The sequence below is a fragment of the Pseudomonas sp. MTM4 genome (assembly GCF_019355055.1).
Taxonomy (GTDB): domain Bacteria; phylum Pseudomonadota; class Gammaproteobacteria; order Pseudomonadales; family Pseudomonadaceae; genus Stutzerimonas.
In genome coordinates this window covers 1,330,268-1,342,861 of record NZ_CP048411.1, presented here as the reverse complement: position 1 = coordinate 1,342,861, position 12,594 = coordinate 1,330,268, and the positions used below count along the sequence as shown (strand labels likewise).

At 63.9% G+C, this 12,594-nt stretch carries 9 protein-coding genes and 1 pseudogene; 6 read left to right on the top strand and 4 right to left on the bottom strand.

The window, feature by feature from the left end:
- Positions 1-269 precede the first annotated feature (269 nt).
- The 3 genes from GYM54_RS06025 to GYM54_RS06015 are packed head-to-tail and all read left to right on the top strand — an operon-like array spanning position 270 to position 2,702.
- Positions 270-1,013: an AzlC family ABC transporter permease gene (locus GYM54_RS06025; RefSeq protein ID WP_181101211.1), complete on the top strand. Its 744-nt coding sequence runs from the start codon at positions 270-272 to the stop codon at positions 1,011-1,013.
- The gene (locus GYM54_RS06020; RefSeq protein WP_131650331.1) at positions 995-1,321 is read left to right on the top strand and encodes an AzlD domain-containing protein; all 327 of its coding nucleotides are present in this window, start codon (positions 995-997) and stop codon (positions 1,319-1,321) included. Before GYM54_RS06025 ends, GYM54_RS06020 begins: the two co-directional genes overlap by 19 nt.
- Before the next feature lie 49 nt (positions 1,322-1,370).
- Positions 1,371-2,702 (top strand): MFS transporter, encoded by a 1,332-nt coding sequence (locus tag GYM54_RS06015; protein WP_181101213.1) that lies wholly within the window; start codon positions 1,371-1,373, stop codon positions 2,700-2,702.
- Between the two features lie 36 nt (positions 2,703-2,738).
- Here the strand turns inward: GYM54_RS06015 and malE are convergent, their stop codons facing one another.
- The 3 genes from malE to GYM54_RS06000 all read right to left on the bottom strand — a co-directional run bounded on the left by malE (position 2,739) and on the right by GYM54_RS06000 (position 6,538).
- On the bottom strand, positions 2,739-3,986 hold the full coding sequence (malE, locus tag GYM54_RS06010) for a maltose/maltodextrin ABC transporter substrate-binding protein MalE (protein WP_181101215.1): 1,248 nt from the start codon (positions 3,984-3,986) through the stop codon (positions 2,739-2,741).
- A 167-nt stretch (positions 3,987-4,153) separates the two neighbouring features.
- Positions 4,154-5,077 (bottom strand): MalM family protein, encoded by a 924-nt coding sequence (locus tag GYM54_RS06005; RefSeq protein ID WP_181101217.1) that lies wholly within the window; start codon positions 5,075-5,077, stop codon positions 4,154-4,156.
- A 171-nt stretch (positions 5,078-5,248) separates the two neighbouring features.
- Positions 5,249-6,538 (bottom strand): maltoporin, encoded by a 1,290-nt coding sequence (locus GYM54_RS06000; RefSeq protein ID WP_181101219.1) that lies wholly within the window; start codon positions 6,536-6,538, stop codon positions 5,249-5,251.
- A gap of 391 nt (positions 6,539-6,929) precedes the next feature.
- Between GYM54_RS06000 and GYM54_RS05995 the strand changes: the two genes are divergently transcribed.
- The 3 genes and pseudogenes from GYM54_RS05995 (at position 6,930) to GYM54_RS21980 (ending at position 11,304) form a co-directional block, all read left to right on the top strand.
- Entirely contained in the window at positions 6,930-8,609 is a 1,680-nt protein-coding gene (locus GYM54_RS05995; protein WP_197445691.1) for a glucan 1,4-alpha-maltotetraohydrolase domain-containing protein, read from the top strand.
- Positions 8,610-9,273: 664 nt separating this feature from the next.
- Positions 9,274-10,446 (top strand): annotated as a pseudogene (locus GYM54_RS21985) (hypothetical protein); the annotation flags it as partial.
- Between the two features lie 6 nt (positions 10,447-10,452).
- Positions 10,453-11,304: a methyl-accepting chemotaxis protein gene (locus GYM54_RS21980; RefSeq protein WP_371924070.1), complete on the top strand. Its 852-nt coding sequence runs from the start codon at positions 10,453-10,455 to the stop codon at positions 11,302-11,304.
- A 133-nt stretch (positions 11,305-11,437) separates the two neighbouring features.
- Here the strand turns inward: GYM54_RS21980 and GYM54_RS05985 are convergent, their stop codons facing one another.
- Positions 11,438-12,544 carry a hypothetical protein gene (locus GYM54_RS05985; protein ID WP_131650338.1) on the bottom strand — a complete coding sequence of 369 codons (1,107 nt, stop codon included), beginning with the start codon at positions 12,542-12,544 and terminating at the stop codon, positions 11,438-11,440.
- Positions 12,545-12,594 lie beyond the last annotated feature (50 nt).

Genomic DNA, 12,594 nt, shown 5'->3' with positions numbered 1-12,594 from the left:
AGTAGCTCAGAGCACCTCCTGGACCCGCTTTCAGCTCCCTCTCCCCACCGGGGAGAGGGTTGGGGGAGGGGAAAGCGGGCCCGGCCCTCGTCATTAACTCCACGAGAAGCACGCCCGTCGCCGTCAGGCGCCGACATAAGGTAATGTCTGCCGTTTCCACGGGCGGGTTGTCCTGTGGTCATCAGCCCGTCTTCAAAATTCCCTACGCTCCGACCGCGATGGCGGCGCGTAGCTCGTTATCGTTTGCGATGCACACCTAAGGAGCCTCGATGTCCCGCTCGCAAGAGTTCTGGCACGGTTGCCGCGATATTCTTCCGTTGATCGTCGGTGCGATCCCGTTTGGCATCATCTTCGGCACGCTCTCCATCGGGGCCGGACTTTCGACCTGGCAGACCATCGGCATGTCGGCGCTGGTGTTCGCCGGCTCCGCGCAGTTTATTGCGATCACCTTGATCACCGGTGGCGTTGGCGCGGCCGTGGTGCTGCTGACGACCTTCGTAGTCAACCTGCGCCACGCGCTTTACAGCGCGGCGCTGCAGCCGTTCGTGCGGCATTTGTCCAGCCGCTGGCGGGTGCCGCTGGCCTTCTGGCTGACCGATGAAGCTTTTGCGGTCATTCAGCACCGCTATGCCAGCGACGACGCGTCGCCGCACAAGCACTGGTTCTTCCTCGGCGCGGCGCTGACCATGTATCTGAGCTGGCAACTGGCGACGCTGGCCGGCATCGCCTTCGGTCAGGCGGTACCGAATGTCGCCAGTTGGGGCCTGGATTTCGCCATGATCGCGACCTTCATCGGCATCGCCGTACCGATGATGCGCACCCGCCCGCAAGTGGCGTCCGCGCTGGTGGCCGCCGCCGTGGCGCTGCTGACTTGGGAACTGCCCTACAAGCTGGGCCTGATCGCCGCGGCACTGGCCGGCATCGTCGTAGGTGTCTGGCTGGAACAGCGAGCCGAACGGCGAGCCGAACGTCATGCACGAAAGGAGGTGAACCCATGCAAATCTGGCTGCTGATTCTGGGCATGCTGGCGATCACCTTCGTGATTCGTTACAGCTTCTTCGCCTGGCCCGACCTGCGCTTCCCGCGTCTGGTGGAGCAGGGCTTACATTACGTGCCGGTGGCCGTGCTGACTGCCATCGTCGTGCCGGCGATGCTGATGCCGGAGGGCGAATGGGCGCTGGCGTGGGACAACGCCTATCTGCTGGCTGGCCTGCTGGCAATCTTCATCGCGGCGATCAGCCGCAACCTGCTGGCCACCATCGGCGGCGGGCTGCTGAGTTTCTTTCTTTTACGCTGGGCGTTCGGGCAGCTGCCGCTGTGAGCGTCGGGGCGGATCTCGTGCGGGGCGAGCGTAGCCGCGGGGGTTTCCGATGAGCCAGCATTCCCAGTTCCGTCTGCTCGGTACGCGGCGCTTCCTGCCGTTCTTCGTGACGCAGCTGCTCGGTGCGTTCAACGACAATGTGTTCAAGCAGGCGCTAGTGCTCGCCATTCTCTACAAGCTCGGCGCCACGGCCGACGTCAGCTTGCTGGTGAATCTTTGCGCGCTGCTGTTCATCCTGCCGTTCTTCCTGTTCTCCGCGCTCGGCGGCCAGTTCGGTGAGAAGTACGAGAAGGCGTGGCTGATACGTCGAATCAAGTTCGCCGAAATCCTGATCATGCTGGTCGGCGCCGTGGGGATGTTGCTGGGCAATCTGCCGTTATTGCTCGTGGTGCTGTTCTGCATGGGCACGCAATCGGCGCTGTTCGGGCCGGTGAAGTATTCGATCCTGCCGCAGCAACTGCATAGCGATGAGTTGGTCGGCGGCAACGCGCTGGTGGAGATGGGTACCTTCCTGGCGATTCTCGGCGGCACCATCACCGCTGGCGTGCTGATGTCCGGTGGCGATTACGCCATGCGGGTGTCGGTGGCCGTGGTGCTGCTGGCCGTGATCGGTTATCTGGCCAGTCGGAAGATTCCGTTTTCGCTGGCGGCGCTGCCAAGCCTGCGCCTGGACTGGAACTTACTGCGCCAGTCGCTGCGGATCATGCGCCTGGGGCTGGGCCAGCAGCGCGCCGTGTCGCGCGCGATGGTGGGAAATTCCTGGTTCTGGTTCCTAGGCGCGGTCTATCTGACACAGATTCCGGCGTTTTCCCGTGACCTGTTGCAGGGCGACGAGGGTGTGGTGACGTTGATCCTGTCAGTCTTCTCGATCGGCATCGCGCTGGGTTCGATGCTCTGCGAACGGCTGTCGCGGCATCGCGTGGAGATGGGCCTGGTGCCGCTGGGTTCGATCGGCCTGACGCTGTTCGGCGTGCTGCTCTGGTGGCACGCGACGAGCGTGCCGGCAGCCAGTGAAATCCGGGACTGGACGGCGCTGTTGGCCGAGCCGCGGGCCTGGTGGGTGTTGATCGATATCCTTGGCCTCGGCGCCTTCGGCGGGCTTTATATCGTGCCGCTGTATGCCTTGATCCAGTCGCGCACCGCGCTGGAGGAGCGCTCGCGCGTGGTGGCGGCGAACAACATCCTCAATGCGCTGTTCATGGTGATTTCGGCGATCTTCTCGATCCTGATTCTGACCGTGGCCGGGATGTCGATACCGCAGCTGTTTCTCGCCGTGGCGCTGCTCAACGTGCTAGTCGCCGGCTGGATTTTCAGCTCGGTACCGGAATTCGCGGTGCGCTTCCGGCTCTGGCTGCTGGGTGAGCGCAGTTCAGCGCCTTGAACAGGCGCTGGGAAATTAGCGGGCCGGCTGTTGCGCTCAGGGCGCTGAGTCGCTCGCTTCGGCGATGGGGTAGAAGCGGCGGCGCACGCTCTGCATCTGGGCATGTTGGCTCAGGCGACCGCTGATTTCTTCGAGCGTTGCCGGGATTGGCCGCTCGCCGAGCAGCATCGGCTTCAGGCGGCTTTCGAACAATGCCCAGAAACGCTTCATCTCCGGTACGTCGGGCATGATTTCCCCCTTCGTGGCCGAGCGATAGGTATGCGCGATCAAGGGTTCATGCTGCAGCGTTTCCAGCAGTTCCAGATTCGCTACCGCGCCCAGCGGCTTGTCGGCATCAATGCTGCGAAGTCCCTCTGCGGTGGTCAGGTAGTCGTCGAGAAATCGCTGTGCCTGCTTCTGGTTCGGGCTGTGCGCATTGACCGCGGCGGCGACGACGCCCACGAAGGGTTTGCCGGGATGGTTGGCATCGATGCCCGGCACGTCGGCAGCACCGAAGCGGAGCCCCGCCGCGCGCAACTCATTCCACACCCAGGGGCCATTGATCATCATCGCCAGCTCGCCTGCCTTGAACGCATCCATCATTCGGCCATAGCTGGCTTCCGGTGACAGCACGCCGAGTTCGAGCAACTGCTGAATCTGCCTGAAGCCCGCAATTGCCCCGGAATTGGCGATACCCGGATCGTCAAAGTCATACAAGCCGTTGCGCTTGCGCAAACTGTAGCCGCCACTGCCGGCGATGATCGGCCAGGAGAAGTAGAGGTTGGCGTAGTCCCATTCGATGGCGCGCTTGCCTTGGGCGCGCAATCGTTGGTCCAGTTCGATCACCTCGCCCCATGTTCGCGGTGGCGTTGGCACCAGGTCACGGTTGTAGATCAGGCTGACCACCTCGGTGGACAGCGGGTAACCGTAGATGCGCTTGGCGACGCTGACGGCTTCCCAGGCGAAGGCCGGTGTGCGCTGCAGCGCGGCCGGGCTCGGGGACAACGCGGCCAGATGCCCGGCGTCGAGCCAGGAGCCGAAGCGGTCATGGGCAAAGATAACGATGTCCGGCCCTTTGGCCGTATTGGCCTGACGGTCGAAGCGAGCGGCCAGGTCGTCCGGCGTGGCGACTTCGACCGTGATGCCGGTGTCGGCCTGGAAACGCTTGCCGACCTCGGCGACGCCGTTGAAACCCTTGTCCTGATTGACCCAGACCAGCAGCTTGTCGCGTTCGAACGCAAGCGCGTTCCCAGACAGGCAGAGCAGAAGAAGCGAAAGCGTCGTGGCGTTGAACAAAGCGATCATGGATGCCTCCTTGCATGACGGCATGCGGGCGGCTGGCCGTGCGCAGTTGCGCATCGCCAATCCGCACCGGTCCATGCCGAACGGCAGGGCCGGTCCGCTACGTCCTTGTTATGAGGGATGGGCTCAGGCAGACGCGGCGCGATACCGACGACAGCCTGGCGACCGATTCACTTGATCTCGATGCGCTCGAGCAGATAGGCCTTGGCCTCTGAATCGCCGATTCGCGCGGCTTCGTCAGCAAGGCGCAGCGCGCGTCCCAGATCCTTCGCCGCCAATGCCGCATCGATGCCCTGGCGGTAATAGGCCTGGGTTTCGGGCAGTACCGCGGGCGCGGGTACTGATGGCAAATCGTTGCCCATCTCGCGACCGATGCTGTAAGCCGGCACATAGGTATTGGCCTGTTGGCCGGCGATCTTGTCTTCGATCAGTACCATCTTGATCACGCCGGTGGGCGCATGCTGCGCCACCGGATCGGGAAGGCTGGGCGGCTCGTTGCCCAGCGCCTTGGCGTAGGCCTTGGCCGGGTGTTCGAGAGTGGTTTGGCCTTGTGTCTGCTGCTCACCGGTGAAGAGCACCAGGTAGTACTCGTTGCCGGGGTTGTCCAGGTAGGTGCGGTCGATGCGCAGGCGGGCATCCAGGCTGTCGCCTTTCAGGCCGGACGCGGGGGCATAGGTGAAGTCGTCGGCATCGAGCAGGCGCGTGGGGCGCATGCGGCTGTCGAGCAGCATGGCGCTGGGGGCCAGCACGGTCTTGCCGGCCTGGCTGTAAAGGCGAACCTCGAAGGACTTGCTGTCCTTGGGCAGGGCGAACGCACGGAAGAAACTCTTGCCGCTGTCGAAGCGGTAGGCCGGCGCCGTGGCGTCCAGCGTCACGTCACCAGAAAAATTCACGGGGATCGGTTGAAAGGGCAGGTTTTCGATCGCGTCGCAGCAGATCGGCGCGCTCGCCAATGCCTGGCGGGCGTCGGTCATGGATAGCTCCAGCGGGGCGGGCGTGTGCGCCAGGGCATCCACACGGCGCAGGGGATCGCTGCCGCAACCGGTGACCAGAACGACGGCAAGGCCAAGCAGGGGAAATCGCAGATTGCTCATGGGTAATACTCCAGTCGCCAATCGAAAAAGACCCCGACCAGCCATGGTCGGGGTAAACACACCGTCAAAAACGGTGGGAGCGGAAGTCAGAAGCGTGCCCAGGGCCGGCGGGCGCAGCGGGAGGAGAGAGACCGCCGCACGCCGCCGGACCGGGCAATTACCACCGGGCGATTACCACCAGGCTTCGGCCTGGACGCCGAAGGTCAGGCCATCGTCGTCGCCCGCGTCGATGGATTCACTGGCAGCCTGGTAGCGACCGCCGTCCCACTGGGCGTAGGTGGCGAACACGCGAATCTGCGGACGTGCCCAGAAGCTGCGGCCCGCTGACCACTGCTGGGCGAGGGTGAGCTTCTTCAGGTCGCGGCTGCGCTCGCCATCGGCCTGCGGGTCGACGCGGTCGTAGCCGAACTCCAGGGCGGTGCTCATGGTGTCGTTCCACTTGTAGACCGGACGCACGCCGAAGGAGAGCCATTTCTGGCCGGAGTCGTTGTCGAAGTCGCGGTCTTCATAGATCTGCACGTACATCATTTCGATGTTGTCGGTGATGCCTACCACGCCCTGGTTGACCAGGCGGAGCATGTCGCCATCGCTGTTGCCGGTGCTGTTGCGACCGCTGCTGCCGATGATGCCATCGGTGCCGTACTGAACCGCCAGCTTGTTGTAGCCGCCGAACCAGTTGGCCTGGGTGTGTTCGAGCGTGACCAGATGACCTTTCTGGTCGGTGAAGCCTGGGTCGCTTTCCTGCTCGTCGGTGAGGTTGGCCTTGCCGTAGTCGTAGCCGATTTCGAGCTTGCCGTTGGGATTGACGTCGATCTCGGCCAGACGGATGTCCAGAGTGTCGTTGGCGATGTTGGTGCCGGTGCCCGATCCCTGATAGGTCCATTCGCCGTCGGTGTTGCGGATCCAGGCGATGCTGGCCTTGGCGAAGCCCAGGTCGATGTCTTCGATGCCGGCGCCGGGACCGGATACGTCCCAGTAGTAATAGTCGTTGATGTGTACGTCGTGGCGTTTGTAGTAGCGCTTGCCGGCCCAGATATCGGCGCCCGGCAGGCTCGCGATCAGGTTGTGGCCGACCACGTTGAATTGGCGTATGGCCACGTCACCGCCTTCATCGAAGGGGTTGTTGGCATTGCCGTTGGTATCGGTGCGGGTCGCTTCCCAGTCGTTCGCCTGGCGCGAGTTGTAGGCGATCATGCTGTCGACGTAGAAGCTCTGCTCGCCTTCCTTCCAGACCTCCTTGCCCAGGCCGATTTCGGCATAGGTCTCGCACTCGTTCCCCAGGCGGTACTTGGCCGGCGCACCGGCGGCTTGGAAGCACGCCTGATCGCCACCGCCAGCGGTAGCGCCGACACCGGAGCGCAGGTAGCCATGAAAATCCACCGCATGGCTCGGCATGGCCGCCAATATGGCAGCGCAGAGCAGGGTGGGTTGCAGAAGACGTATGGATTGTTGCGGGTTCATCGCGAAAGTCCTTTGTTCTTGTTGTTGGGCAGTGCGGCCAGTTAGGTACTGCCAGCCGTGGCGCCAACATCGCCCCGGTCGTATCCGGATCGGGCTGGCGGTGACGAAAGCCTGCGGATCGACGACGTTCGCAACATCCTCCCGACCGTTTTTTTTCGAGGCGGAGCGGCGGGGCGTAGCGGGGGAGGAGGGGCAGTGGTGTGCGTATCGGTGCGCATTACGCCTGGCCACTAAGCCGGGAAAAAAGCCAGGGGGGAGGTATGGCGAGAGCGCCTGGCGCGGCAGTCTGGCCAGGCGGGCGGTGTTCTGGCGCCGCTTGCGCCCTGTCATCCGGGGAGCTGGTTCCCGCAGTCGGGTGCTCACGACAAATACAAAAAGTGGAGCTACTTCGATGAAACATTCTTTGTATCCTGCCCGCCTGGCCCTGGCGGTTTCTTCCCTGATGCTGACCCTGGGCACCGCTCAGGCAGCTGATCTGGCCGGTAAGAGCCCGGCCGGGGTTCGTTATCACGGCGGTGACGAAATCATCCTCCAGGGCTTTCATTGGAACGTCGTCCGCGAATCGCCCAACCAGTGGTACAACACGCTGCGCAGCATGGCGCCGACTATTGCCGCCGACGGATTCAGCGCGATCTGGATGCCGGTGCCCTGGCGCGACTTCTCCAGCTGGAGCGATGGCGCGAAGTCCGGCGGCGGCGAAGGCTACTTCTGGCACGACTTCAACAAGAACGGCCGTTACGGCACCGACGCCCAGCTAAAGCAGGCCGCCGCCGCGCTGAATAACGCCCAGGTGAAAGTGCTTTACGACGCGGTGCCCAACCACATGAATCGCGGCTACCCGAACAAGGAAATCAACCTGCCGGGCGGCCAGGGCTTCTGGCGCCACGACTGCACCGACCCCGGCAACTACGCCAACGATTGCGATGATGGTGATCGCTTCATGGGCGGCGATGCCGACCTGAATACGGCCAACCCGCAGGTCTACGGCATGTTCCGCGACGAGTTCGCCAACCTGCGCAGCAACTATGGCGCCGGCGGCTTTCGCTTCGACTTCGTCCGTGGCTACGCCGGCGAGCGGGTCGACAGCTGGATGAGCGCGGCCAACGACAACGCCTTCTGTGTCGGCGAACTCTGGAAGGCGCCGGCCGAATACCCGAGCTGGGATTGGCGCAACACCGCCAGCTGGCAGCAGGTGATCAAGGATTGGTCCGATCGCGCCAAGTGTCCGGTGTTCGATTTCGCCCTCAAGGAGCGCATGCAAAATGGCTCTATCGCCGACTGGAAAAACGGCCTCAACGGCAACCCGGACGCGCGCTGGCGCGAAGTCGCGGTGACCTTCGTCGACAACCACGACACCGGTTACTCGCCGGGGCAGAACGGCGGTCAGCACCATTGGGCACTGCGTGATGATCTGGTGCGCCAAGCCTACGCCTATATTCTCTCCAGCCCCGGCACACCGGTGGTGTACTGGTCGCATATGTACGACTGGGGGCACGGCGACTTGATCCGCCAACTGATCCAGATCCGCCGCGCCGCAGGCGTGAAAGCCGACTCGGCGATCAGCTTCCACAACGGCTATTCGGGGCTGGTGGCGACCGTCAGCGGGACCGCGCAGACATTGGTGATAGCGCTCGGATCGAATTTGAGCAATCCCGGTCAAGTCAGCAGCGGGAGCTTCAACCAGGCGCTGAATCAGGACAACGGCCAGTTGCGGATCTGGACGACTGGCAGTACGGGCGGGGATGACGGCAACGGCGGTGGCGACGATGGCAGCGTGGTCAGCGTCAACTTCCGCTGCGACAACGGCGTGACCCAGATGGGCGACAGCGTTTACGCCGTCGGCAACGTCAGTCAGCTCGGCAACTGGAGCCCGGCCAACGCGGTGCGCCTGACCGACACTAGCGCCTACCCAACCTGGAAAGGCACCATCGCTTTGCCGGCCGGGCAGGCGGTGGAATGGAAGTGCATCGTACGCAACGAGGCTGACGGCACGCTGGTACGTCAGTGGGAATCGGGCGGCAACAACAGCGTCCAGGTTGCCGCCGGGGCGAGCACTAGCGGCTCGTTCTGAGTCGGACATCGTGGTGGGTTGAAGCGGAGCGCCGCCCGGCCCACCCTACGGGATGGGACCGCACTGTAGGGTGGGCTTTAGCCCACCGATTAACGCTCGACCACACGGGTAGGGTGGGCCCACCCAGGTACGTCAGTGGGAATCGAGGCGGCAACAACAGCGTCCAGGTTGCCGCCGGGGCGAGCACTAGCGGCTCGTTCTGAGTCGGACATCATGGTGGGCTGAAGCGGAGCGCCGCCCGGCCCACCCTACGGAATGGGACCGCACTGTAGGGTGGGCTTTTAGCCCACCGATTAACGCTCGACCGCACGGGTAGGGTGGGCCCACCCAGGTGCGTCAGTGGGAATCGGGCAGCAACAACAGCGTCCAGGTTGCCGCCGGGGCGAGCACCAGCGGCTCGTTCTGAGTCGGATATCGTGGTGGGCTGAAGCCCACCCTACGATTCAACGGCCTCTGTAGGGTGGGCTTTAGCCCACCAATTAACGCTCGACCGCACGGGGTAGGGTGGACCGGGCGGCGCTCCGCTTCAGCCCACCGAGGTCACTACGCCTATTCACTCCTCCCTGTCGATAACGCTCGGGGAGGATGTCCTGTCGAGCAGCCCGGACAATCCTGACGCAATAACAAAAAGCCATCGCGTTTCGCTGTCGCGTCAGGAGCTCACATGTCCGCCCATTCTCGCTTCTCCGTCTTTCGGCTCGGTTTTCTGCCGCGGCTGTATGTGCTGATCGCTGCGCTCGTGGCGTTGCTGGTGCTCGTGGCCGGGACCAGCCTGGTCGCCGTCACCCGCCTGCAGGGCAATGCCGAACAGATCTCGACCACCGCTTCCCGCTTGCTGGTCAGTGAGAGCTTCTTCAGTACGCTGCAGAGCCTGACCCAGAACCTCTCCGATGCCCTTGCCGAAGACCGGCCGGAGCAGCTGGCCGCCTTCACCACGCGGCACCAGGCACTACACCAACGATCAGTCGAACTGCTAAGCCAGCTCGAAGGCCTGACACCGGGGCATACCGACGCCAAACAGCGACTGAGCGACATGCTGCCGGAGCTCGACCGCCGCAGCCTGGCGCTAATCGGCGCGCATCGCGGCCTGCTCGAGCGTGTCGACCGCAATGCCGTGGCGCTGCGTGATCTGCAGTTGCAGTTCTCGCGGCTCAAGCAGGACCTGCTGCAAGCTCAGTTCGTCACTGGCGACGACCTGGCGGCCTATTCGATCAAGCATTTCATCATCCCGCTCGAACAGGTCGAGGCCCTGTTGTTCGACGCGATCGGCGGCGCCTCTACACAAAAGCTCGACGAAGCCCGGGTGAAGATCGCCGAACGCCTGCCCGACCTGCAGAAGAAGCTCGACAACGTGCTGATGGACCTCGCTCCGCATCAAGACAGCCGAACCGACTATGTGCACAGCTTCCGCCCGCCATTCGAGGACATTCAGCGACAGATGGATACCGCCGGCGCGGGCGCGGTGGGTCAGTACTACGCCTGGCTCCGCGACAAGCAGGCCAATCGGCAGCAGAAGGCCCAGCTCAACGCCTTGCAGCGCCAGACGCGAGACGACATCGGCACGCTCATCACTAGTGCGCAAGAGGCCAGCAACGAGCAGTTGGCTCTGGCCGCCGAAACCTACCAGCATGGCGTCACCCGCCTGCTACTGATGGCGGGGCTGTCGATCGGGCTCGCACTGTTCATGGGACTGTGGCTGAGCCGCACCATGCGCGCTGCGCTTGGTGCCGTCACCGGCACCTTGCAGCATCTGGCTGCCGGAGACCTGCGCGGCCAGTGCGACTACCGTCGGCCGGACGAATTCGGGCGTGTCAGCGAACACGTCAACCGGGTCGCTGGCAACATGCGCGACGCGCTGGCGCAACTCGGGCGCAACGCCGACGAGCAGGACGAGATTGCCCGGCGTAATGCCACAGCGTGCGGCCAGGCGCGTGCCGGGCTGGAGCAACAGCGCAGCAGTATCGGAGCGCTGGTCGCCAGCCTGGCCGAGCTGGAAACCAGCTTCGGCGAGGTTGCCCAGCACGCCGGCGAGACGGCGGCACGGGTCGGCAGCGTTGAGGCCCTGACCCGACAGGGCAGCCAGTTGATGGCCGAAACCCGCGAGAACACCGGGGCGTTGGCGCAGCAACTTGAGGCGAGCGTCGCCAAGATCTCCAATGTCGAGGCCCTTAGCGAGCAGATCGGGCAAATTCTCGACGTCATCCGCGGGATCGCCGATCAGACCAACTTGCTGGCGCTCAATGCGGCCATCGAGGCGGCGCGTGCCGGTGAGCAGGGACGTGGTTTCGCGGTGGTAGCCGATGAGGTGCGCGGCCTGGCCCAACGCACGGCGCAATCCACTGGTGAAATCCAGCAGCGCATCGAGCGCCTGACGCAAGGCATCGCATCGGCGGTGCAGTCGGTGGAGAAGAGCCGAGCGCAGATGCAGGGCAATCTCGACCAGGTCGGCGAGGCCGATCACCTGATGCAGGACATCCGCCGGGAGGTCGAGCGCATCGCCGTGATGTCGCGCGAGATCGATTCAGCCACCGGCCAGCAGCGTCTTGCAGCGGAGGAGGTTTCGCGCGGCATGCATGCGATCGACTCGGCGGCTGAGCAGAATATGGGAAGCGTCGTAGCGATCAGCGAAAGCAGCGACCGCCAGGCGCGCATGTCGGCCGAACAGCAGGCGCTTTGTGCGCGTTATTGCACGTGATGGTCGTCGAATGACGAAGTCTTTGGGCGAAAAGTTCGCCTCTACAGGACAGCCTGCGTACGGAGGTTCGCCAAGCCATGCAGCACCTCGTAGGTGAAATTATTCGCCCAGGCTGACGCCATCATCGAATTGCCTACAGACCGGCTGGCCTAGCGCGTGGCACCTGCCAGCCGACGGCTTGCGCTTCGGCGCGGTCAAGCTGATCCAGCAGATCGTCGCGTCCTTCGGCCCGCTCGATCGCCAACGCGCCGCAGGCGACGAGATCGGCGTAGCGAGTAGCGGCAATATCTTTGAGCCAGGCGAGCCGTTGCAGCGTGAGCGGCGTGCAGGTCTGGCCGTCGAGATCGTCGGCAAGATCGAGGCGGTGCGAACGCCAGGCTTCGCGCAAATAAAGTGCCTCGGCCGAGCCGCTGAGTGCCGTTTGCCAGGTGCGGATGACTTCGCTGAGCCGATCCAGTACGGCCGCACTCGCACCTTGCCTCGCCAGTTCGCTGTGCCAGCGCTGATAACGGTCTAACGCGATCGATTTCTCCAGGCGGAAGGCAGCCAGCGCGCGGTTCTCACCGGCCTGCTCCTGTCCCAGCAGCCATGCGAAAAACTGCCGCGTTTCGAAGCGCTCGACCGGATGAAAGCCCGGCGAGGCGAGGCCATCGCTGTTGAATTCGCGCAGCGGATCGAAGCGGTACAGGTAGCCGAAGTCGAACAGGCGGATCCGGCCATCATCCAGCACATTGCCTGGACATAAGTCCCATTCGAACAGGCCCTGCGAGGCGAGGGTGATGACGGTATCGAATAGGTCGATCAGCCGCGTCTCGCTCCAATCGGTGACCTGCTCGCCCTCTATCCAGGGCGACAGCAGCACCCCACGGCGGAAGTTTGCATAACAGGTGTCGACGATTCCGCTCAGGCGTTCGGCCAGCTCGTGGCGTACCTTCAGCGCCTGGAGGTCGGCCCGCCGCTGCACCTCGTTGAGAAAAGAGGTCTGGCCGTCGGCGTTCTGCACCAGGCAACGCTCGCGGGCGCGTTTGAGCGTCCAGCTCTGGCCTCGCGCCTCGACCCGATAGACGTGTGCGGTGAGACCGCCGGACAACTCGCGGCTGACGTAGGCTTGGCTGCCGTCGGTCATCGCCAGGGTTGAGAGTGGCAGCGGGCAATCTTCGGGCCGCCCGACTTCCAGCTCGGCACCGCTCGCGATGAAGGCCAGCTGGGCCTTCTGTCGCGTATTCAAGGTTGCATTCATCTGAACGTTCCGGCATGTGGCGCTTCGAGCGCGTTCTGTGGATAGACGAA

Bases quoted from the DNA above. Each gene is read 5' to 3' on its own strand.
- malE (WP_181101215.1), bottom strand. From the start codon at position 3,986: ATGATCGCTTTGTTCAACGCCACGACGCTTTCGCTTCTTCTGCTCTGC.
- GYM54_RS06025 (WP_181101211.1), top strand. From the start codon at position 270: ATGTCCCGCTCGCAAGAGTTCTGGCACGGTTGCCGCGATATTCTTCCG.
- GYM54_RS06000 (WP_181101219.1), bottom strand. From the start codon at position 6,538: ATGAACCCGCAACAATCCATACGTCTTCTGCAACCCACCCTGCTCTGC.
- GYM54_RS06005 (WP_181101217.1), bottom strand. From the start codon at position 5,077: ATGAGCAATCTGCGATTTCCCCTGCTTGGCCTTGCCGTCGTTCTGGTC.
- GYM54_RS06020 (WP_131650331.1), top strand. From the start codon at position 995: ATGCAAATCTGGCTGCTGATTCTGGGCATGCTGGCGATCACCTTCGTG.
- GYM54_RS06015 (WP_181101213.1), top strand. From the start codon at position 1,371: ATGAGCCAGCATTCCCAGTTCCGTCTGCTCGGTACGCGGCGCTTCCTG.
- GYM54_RS21980 (WP_371924070.1), top strand. From the start codon at position 10,453: ATGCGCGACGCGCTGGCGCAACTCGGGCGCAACGCCGACGAGCAGGAC.
- GYM54_RS05995 (WP_197445691.1), top strand. From the start codon at position 6,930: ATGAAACATTCTTTGTATCCTGCCCGCCTGGCCCTGGCGGTTTCTTCC.
- GYM54_RS05985 (WP_131650338.1), bottom strand. From the start codon at position 12,544: ATGAATGCAACCTTGAATACGCGACAGAAGGCCCAGCTGGCCTTCATC.